The following is a 7,097-nucleotide window of genomic DNA, read 5'->3' as shown; positions in this document are numbered from 1 at the left end:
AAAACTGATCTGTCGCTTCATCACAGGACCTGAACCATGAACACGCTTATGACAACGCGCTCACCCAATGCCTCGATGACTCGCGCACTGATTTAATCAGCGATTCCCTAGTCAGGAAGCTACATCAGGTCTAATACTGTTTATTGATTCGAAATATCATCGTTGTTGATATAAGTATTTGACCTGATGACACACGGCAAGCGCGCAACGCTAATAGAGAGACCCCCGGAAGCGCCCCGCTTTTTATTCCGCTGCCGCGAGGAAATGCACGATCAGCGGCATTTAACGGCATTCTCGCCCCGCGCCGCGAAATCACCGCTTCACATAAATTGATCTGATGTATCACTATTATTGATGGATTAATGCGGCACACCGGGCACATGGACTTAAAGCAAATCCAGTACTTTATTGCGCTGTTCGAGGACGGCTCCGTCACGCGAGCGGCCAAGCGACTGCATATCGTGCAGCCTGCACTGAGCATGCAGATCGCAAAACTCGAAGAAGAGCTGAATCAAAAGCTATTCGAAAGAGGCGCACACGGCATGTCGCCAACCCCGGCAGGCCGCCAGATGTACGGGCTCTTTCTGCCCATCATGCGCGACATCACGCATGCGCGTGAACAACTGGTGCAACGTGAGGAGATCATTTCCGGCAGTATCACAATCGGCTTGATCGCCTCGATCGCGGACGGCGCGCTCGCCGAGTCGCTCGCCCGCTTCCGCGCGCGTTACCCGCAAGTGGAGGTGACCGTGGCTGACGGCTACAGCACGACGCTGATCGATTGGGTAGCGGGCGGTCAGTTGGATGTGGCCATCATCAACAAGCCCCGCGCCCAATTGTCCCTTGACTCCCGGCCGCTGCTGGACGAGGAAATGGTGCTGGCAACGAGCGCCGCCCACGGCCCGGATCTGCCCGCCTCGGTCCAGTTGTCCAGTCTTACCCAGGTGGAACTGGTCCTGCCAACCAAACGCCACGGCCTGCGCGGCGTTCTCGACAGCGCGGCGCACCAGTTCGACCTGATGCTCACACCGAAATACGAGGTCGACGCGCTCGGCACGATCGTCAAGCTGGTCGAGTCGACGAACATGGCGACCATCTTGCCCCGCATAGCGGTGCAGCGCGCGGTAGGCCACGGCACATTGCGTGCGCACTCCATCATCGCCCCTCGTCTTGTCCGGCACATCGTGCGCATCAGTCACCCCCGCCGCCCGCCCAGCACCGCCGCGGAAGCGCTGATCGGCATCATTTCCGGCGAGATCCAGCGCGCGTCGCGTGCCGCTGCGTCTTCCGACAGTCCAGACTCGAACAAGGAGAACAACGAATGAACGCGCAACACTGGATTTCCGGCACCTGGTCCGGCGAGCCTTGTGCCGATAGCATCAACCCCGCGGACGGAACCCTGATCGGAAAATTCCCGGACGGCGGGACGACGGAAGCCGGCGCTGCCATTGCCGCCGCGCGGCACGTCTTTGAACGCACGACGTGGGGCCACGATGCCCGCCTGCGGCAGAATGTGCTGCTCGCCTGGGCTGGCGCGCTCGAAGGAGAGCGAGAGGCCTTGGCCCGACTGCTCACCGCCGAAAACGGCAAGCCCATCGCGCAGGCCCGGGGCGAGATCGGCGCCGCCATCTCGGAAGTCCGCTATTACGCCGGGCTGGCGCGGCACATTCCGGGCCACGTGCTGGAGCCGGAGCCCGGCACGATATCGACCATCCTGCGAGAGCCGGCCGGCGTCGCCGCCATCATCGTCCCCTGGAACGCGCCGGCGGTGCTGCTCGTGCGCTCGCTCGCACCGGCGCTCGCCGCCGGCTGCACGGCAGTGGTCAAGGCTGCTGCGCAAACCACGCTATTCACAGCGGCCATGCTGCGCTTGTTCGAGCGGACCGGCCTGCCGGCCGGCGCCGTCAATTTCGTCTGCGAAACGGGCTATGCCGCATCGGACCGCCTGGTGCGTTCGCACGACGTGGATGTGGTGAGCTTTACCGGATCTACCGCGACCGGCAAGAAGATCATGATTGCCGCCGCGGATAGTGTGAAAAAGCTCTCGCTAGAACTCGGCGGGAAATCGTGCTGCCTGGTGTTCGATGACGTCGACACGGAGGCGGTTGCGAAACGGCTAGCGCTAGCGGCCACCATCATCTCGGGCCAGCAATGCACGGCGGCGCGGCGCATACTGGTACACGAGGCCATCGCACCGCAGATGCGCAGGCACTTGACTGCGGCCCTTGCCGCGTTTCGCCTCGGCCCCGGCATCGAGCCAGACACGCAAATCGGCCCGCTGATCGACTACCCGACGCGCGCAGCGATCAGCGCCCTCGTCGAGCGCGCCTGCGACGAGGCTGACTCGGTACTGCTGCGCGGCGCCATGCCAACCGGCGCGCTAGCGCGTGGCGCCTTCTTGAGCCCCACGCTGGTGGAACACAGCGACCCCGATGCCTCCTTCTGCCAAGAGGAAATTTTCGGTCCGTTCGCCACGCTCGAGACCTTCGCGACCGAAGACGAGGCACTGGCAAAAGCCAACAACACCGTCTTCGGCCTGTCCGCCAGCGTGTGGACGCAACAAGGCGAGCGTGCCATGCGGCTTGCGCGGGCCTTGCGAAACGGCACCGTCTGGGTCAACGACCACAACCGCCTGTTCGCCGAAGCGGAGACGGGCGGCTATCGGCAGAGCGGACTTGGACGGCTCCACGGGTACGACGCCTTGGCCGACTTTACCGAGTTGAAGCACATCTGCATCCAGGCGGGCGTGCCGCAAGGAACCAGCAGAGTTTGCGCGGCGTGATTCGCGGCAAGCGGGTTCGCACGTCGACTGCGGATACGACAGCAGCGCGCCCGCCGACCCGTGCCCCTGGCCCTCAATCCCTTGCCCCGCTTCTGCCCATGCCTCCCATCGTCGTCCCGCTTCTGCTGAGAATCACCCTTTCGTCCTTGACATCGTTCTCCCTCCGCCTAGACTGATGTAATCGATTGCATTTCCAGTTTGGCCGTCCAATCTGCGGCTGTGCAATATTTGTTGCACTAAAATGTAATCGATTACATTAAACGAGAACCACGAAGGAGACATCGACATGCAGGAACGCCGTCGGAAGTTTTATGGCTGGGGCTACGAAGGGGACACTGTCACGCCGGAGGAAATCTCGGAGTTCGAGGCCGCGTGGGGCCGGCTGCTAGGCGTCGAGCACTTCGAGGCCATGCCCTTCCCCACTGCGAACGAAATCGAGCTCCGCGCCCCGCGCGTTCAGCCGCCGGCAACGCTGCGCGAGATCTGCACGACCGACCACTATGACCGCCTTTATCACACCTATGGCGCCGGTACGGTGGACGTGGCGCGGGCCATTCGGAAGGAGTTCCCGAATCCGCCAGACGTCGTCGCGTATCCCAAGACCGAACAGGAGATCGTCGATCTCTTTGACTGGTGCGGCCGCCAACAGCTCGCCGTCGTTCCCTACGGCGGCGGCTCCAGCGTGGTCGGCGGGGTGAACCCTCCGGAGCACGATCGCTACCGAGGCGTCCTCACACTCGACCTAAAACATTTCGACAGGGTGCTGGAAGTCGACCAGACTTCGCAAGCCGCGCGCATCCAGGCCGGCGTGCTCGGGCCGAGCCTGGAACGTCAACTCAAGCCGACCGGGCTGACCATGCGCTTTTTCCTGCAGGCATGGGAGTTCTCGTCGCTGGGGGGCTGGATCGCGACCCGCGCCGCCGGGCATTTCGCCACCGCATACACGCAGATCGACGACCACATCGAAAGCCTCAAGGTCGTGACTCCCGCGGGCAATATCGAGTCGCGCCGCTTTCCGGTATCGGGCGCGGGCCCCAATCCCGACCGGCTGTTCCTGGGCTCGGAGGGCGCGCTTGGCATCATTACCGAGGCCTGGGTCAAGCTGCACCGCCGCCCGGTCTTCCGCAAGCAGACCACGGTGCGCTTCCGCGATTATGCGCGGGCCGTGGAGGCGACGCGGCTGCTGTCCCAGTCGGGCCTGAACCCCGCGAACGCGCGGTTGGTCGAGCGCGAGGAGGCAGCCTACACCGGCTCCAGCGACGGCACCTACGACATCCTCGTGCTGGGCTTCGAGTCGGCGGATCATCCGGTCGATGCGTGGATGGCGCGCGCGCTGGAGATCTGCGCAGCATGCGCCGGCGATTGGGATATCGCTCCGTCAACCAAGGAGGAAGGCGCCGATTCGGCTACGGCAAGCTGGCGCAACAAGTTCCTGCGCGGACCCTATCTGCGCGAGTACGCCATTGCACGCGGCGTCATGCGCGAAACCATGGAAACAGCCGTCACATGGGACCGCTTCGCCGCGCTTCACCAGCACGTCAAGACCGAGACGCATCGCATCATCCGCGAAGTGACGGGCCGCCCGGGCTCGGTGACCTGCCGCTTCACCCACCTGTATCCGGACGGCCCTGCGCCCTACTTCACCTGGTTTGCCTATGGGGACAAGGCCCGTATTCCCGAGCAGTACATGGCGATCAAGCGGGTGGCGGAACAGGCCATGGTGGACGCCGGCGGCACCGTCACGCACCACCACGCGCTCGGACGGGACCATCGGCCCTGGTATGACAAGGAGCGGCCCGAGCTGTTCTGCACCGCGCTGAAGGCGGCAAAGCAAGCGCTCGACCCTAAGCAGATCCTGAATCCCGGCGTACTGTTCGACCCGAGCTGAAGCGCTCTGGCATTTACAGGAGGCAAGACCATGGCAGGACCTTTGGAAGGCATCCGGGTGCTCGACCTGAGCCGCATCCTTGCGGGACCGTGGAGCACCCAATTGCTGTCGGACCTCGGTGCCGACGTGATCAAGGTGGAGCGGCCCGGCAGCGGGGACGATACGCGCGCCTGGGGGCCGCCCTTCCTGGCCCGGGAAGACGGCACCCCGACGGCTGAGTCGGCCTATTTTCTTTGCGCCAATCGTGGCAAGCGCTCGATCACCGTGGACGTCAGCAGCGAGGCGGGACAGGCCGTGCTCCGCGAACTGGCGAAGACGGCCGACGTCTTCGTCGAGAACTATAAATGCGGCGACATGCGGCGCTATGGCCTGGACTACGACACGTTGGCGGAGCTCAATCCACGCCTGGTCTACTGTTCCATCACCGGCTTCGGGCAGACCGGGCCGTACAGTCACCGGGCCGGCTACGACTTCGTTGTGCAGGCCATGGGTGGGCTCATGAGCATCACCGGCGAGTGCGACGACCTCCCCGGCGGAGGGCCGCAGAAATGCGGCGTACCTATCTCGGACCTGATGACAGGGATGTACGCGTCGGTGGCCATCGTCAGCGCCTTGTTCGAACGGGTCGAGAGCGCGCGCGGCCAATACATCGACATGAGCCTGCTCGACACGCAGGTCGCGTGGCTTGCGAACCAGGCTTCCAACTTCCTGGTAGCGGGTTCCGAGCCACGACGTTGGGGTAACGCCCATCCGAACCTCGCGCCGTACCAATCGTTCGCGACCAGCAATGGCGCGCTGATCGTTGCAGTCGGCAACGACCGGCAGTTCGGCGCCCTGTGCGGCGCACTGGACCTGGGCGAATTGGCACGCGACGAGCGCTACACGACCAACGCCGCGCGCCTGAAGCACCGCGAGAGCCTGGTGTGCTTGCTGGCGAACCGATTTCGTGGCCGCGACACGGCAGCCTGGCTGGTCGGACTGGAAGCCGCCGGCGTTCCGTGCGGACCGATCCATTCGATTCCGCAGGCCTTGTCGGATCCGCAAGTGCGGTCGCGCGGCATGGTGTTCTCGCTTCCCCATGGCAGCGGAGCGATCGCGCCGCAGATCGCCAACCCAATCAAGTTTTCCCGCTCCACCGTCGAGTATCGGCGTGCCCCGCCAGTGCTCGGCGAGCATACGGACGACATCTTGAGCCGCGACCTCGGCTGGTCCGCGGACCGGATTTCGGTATTGCGCAAGGGAGGAACGATTTGAACCGCACGTAACACAAGCGCGATCCCGAAGCAGGATCGCATCAGGAGACAGGAGACCCCATCATGCATCGATATCTACGACAAGCGTCCGCCGCCCTGCTTTGCCTGGCAGCGATCTCCGGGTGGCAGCACGCGGCAGCCAAGGACTGGCCCGCCCAGCCGGTCCGGGTGGTCTTGCCCTATCCGCCCGGCGGTGCTTCGGATGTCACCGCCAGGCTGCTGAGCGCAAAGCTTAGCCAGGCTTGGGGAGAATCGGTCGTCATCGAGAACCGGCCGGGCGCCAACGGCATCATCGCCAGCGAACTCGTGGCGAAATCGGCCGCGGACGGATATACGGTGCTGATGGCCAACCTTGGTCCGAATGCGATCAATCCTGCGGTTTATTCGAAATTGCCTTATGACTCGGTCAAGGATTTCGCGCCCGTGATCCTGGTGACCACGGTTCCGCTGATCATCGTCACGGCAGCGAACTCACCCATCAAGGATCTGAGGCAACTGATCGCCATGGCCAAGGATAAGCCTGGCGAGATCACCTTCGGCTCGGCAGGCAACGGGGCGAGCAACCACCTCGCGGGCGAGCTGCTCAATACCATGGCGGGCGTCAAGATGGCGCATGTCCCTTACAAGGGCGACGCACCCTCCTTGACCGACGTGCTGGGCGGGCAGATCCATGTCGCGCTGCCGACGGCCCTTGCCGGCATGCCGCAGGTCAAAAGCGGCAAGCTACGCGCGCTTGCGGTCACCAGCAAGAAGCGGCTCCCCTCCTTGCCGGATGTTCCCACGGTAGACGAAGCACTGGGCATTAACGGCTATGAGGCCGTATCCTGGGGCGGCTTCATGGTGCCGACGGGCACGCCGCCGGCCATCATCACCAAGATGAATGCTGAGTTCAACAAGGCGTTGCAATATCAGGACATCCGGGAGAAGCTGCGGGCTCAGGGCGCCGAGATCGTCGGCGGCACGCCGGAGTCGTTCGACGCCTTCCTTCGCGCCGAACTCGCCAAATGGAAAAAGGTTGCGGACTCTGCGAAGGTGCGGCTCGACTAGCCGCGGCAAGCGCCGGCCGCATTGCCGCGACCGGCGCTTGCGTGGCGTTCCTGACCCGCGGACTTGCCCCCGGCGATACAATGCGTCGTCAGGCCGGGCCGCCAAGCCACCCCTGGACAGGCTCATC

At 63.9% G+C, this 7,097-nt stretch carries 5 protein-coding genes; all 5 read left to right on the top strand.

Features of this window, described 5'->3' with window-relative positions:
- Positions 1 to 380 precede the first annotated feature (380 nt).
- Positions 381 to 1,325, top strand: a complete 945-nt coding sequence (locus tag LDO29_RS25880) for a LysR family transcriptional regulator (RefSeq protein ID WP_224082589.1) — start codon at positions 381 to 383, stop codon at positions 1,323 to 1,325.
- Positions 1,322 to 2,782, top strand: a complete 1,461-nt coding sequence (locus LDO29_RS25875) for an aldehyde dehydrogenase family protein (RefSeq protein ID WP_224082588.1) — start codon at positions 1,322 to 1,324, stop codon at positions 2,780 to 2,782. The genes LDO29_RS25880 and LDO29_RS25875 overlap by 4 nt, the downstream gene beginning before the upstream one ends.
- Positions 2,783 to 3,068: 286 nt before the next feature.
- The gene (locus LDO29_RS25870) at positions 3,069 to 4,670 is read left to right on the top strand and encodes an FAD-binding oxidoreductase (protein WP_224082587.1); all 1,602 of its coding nucleotides are present in this window, start codon (positions 3,069 to 3,071) and stop codon (positions 4,668 to 4,670) included.
- A 30-nt stretch (positions 4,671 to 4,700) separates the two neighbouring features.
- Positions 4,701 to 5,924: a CaiB/BaiF CoA transferase family protein gene (locus tag LDO29_RS25865; protein WP_224082586.1), complete on the top strand. Its 1,224-nt coding sequence runs from the start codon at positions 4,701 to 4,703 to the stop codon at positions 5,922 to 5,924.
- A 62-nt stretch (positions 5,925 to 5,986) separates the two neighbouring features.
- Entirely contained in the window at positions 5,987 to 6,970 is a 984-nt protein-coding gene (locus LDO29_RS25860; RefSeq protein ID WP_224082585.1) for a Bug family tripartite tricarboxylate transporter substrate binding protein, read from the top strand.
- The last annotated feature ends 127 nt before the right edge of the window (positions 6,971 to 7,097 follow it).

It is taken from the genome of Cupriavidus laharis, assembly GCF_914271435.1.
GTDB lineage: Bacteria > Pseudomonadota > Gammaproteobacteria > Burkholderiales > Burkholderiaceae > Cupriavidus > Cupriavidus laharis.
This window is presented reverse-complemented; position numbering and strand designations above follow the sequence as displayed.

What these genes read in the sequence shown, in the direction of transcription:
- LDO29_RS25880 (WP_224082589.1), top strand. Translation starts at nt 381, where the DNA reads ATGGACTTAAAGCAAATCCAGTACTTTATTGCGCTGTTCGAGGACGGC.
- LDO29_RS25875 (WP_224082588.1), top strand. Translation starts at nt 1,322, where the DNA reads ATGAACGCGCAACACTGGATTTCCGGCACCTGGTCCGGCGAGCCTTGT.
- LDO29_RS25870 (WP_224082587.1), top strand. Translation starts at nt 3,069, where the DNA reads ATGCAGGAACGCCGTCGGAAGTTTTATGGCTGGGGCTACGAAGGGGAC.
- LDO29_RS25865 (WP_224082586.1), top strand. Translation starts at nt 4,701, where the DNA reads ATGGCAGGACCTTTGGAAGGCATCCGGGTGCTCGACCTGAGCCGCATC.
- LDO29_RS25860 (WP_224082585.1), top strand. Translation starts at nt 5,987, where the DNA reads ATGCATCGATATCTACGACAAGCGTCCGCCGCCCTGCTTTGCCTGGCA.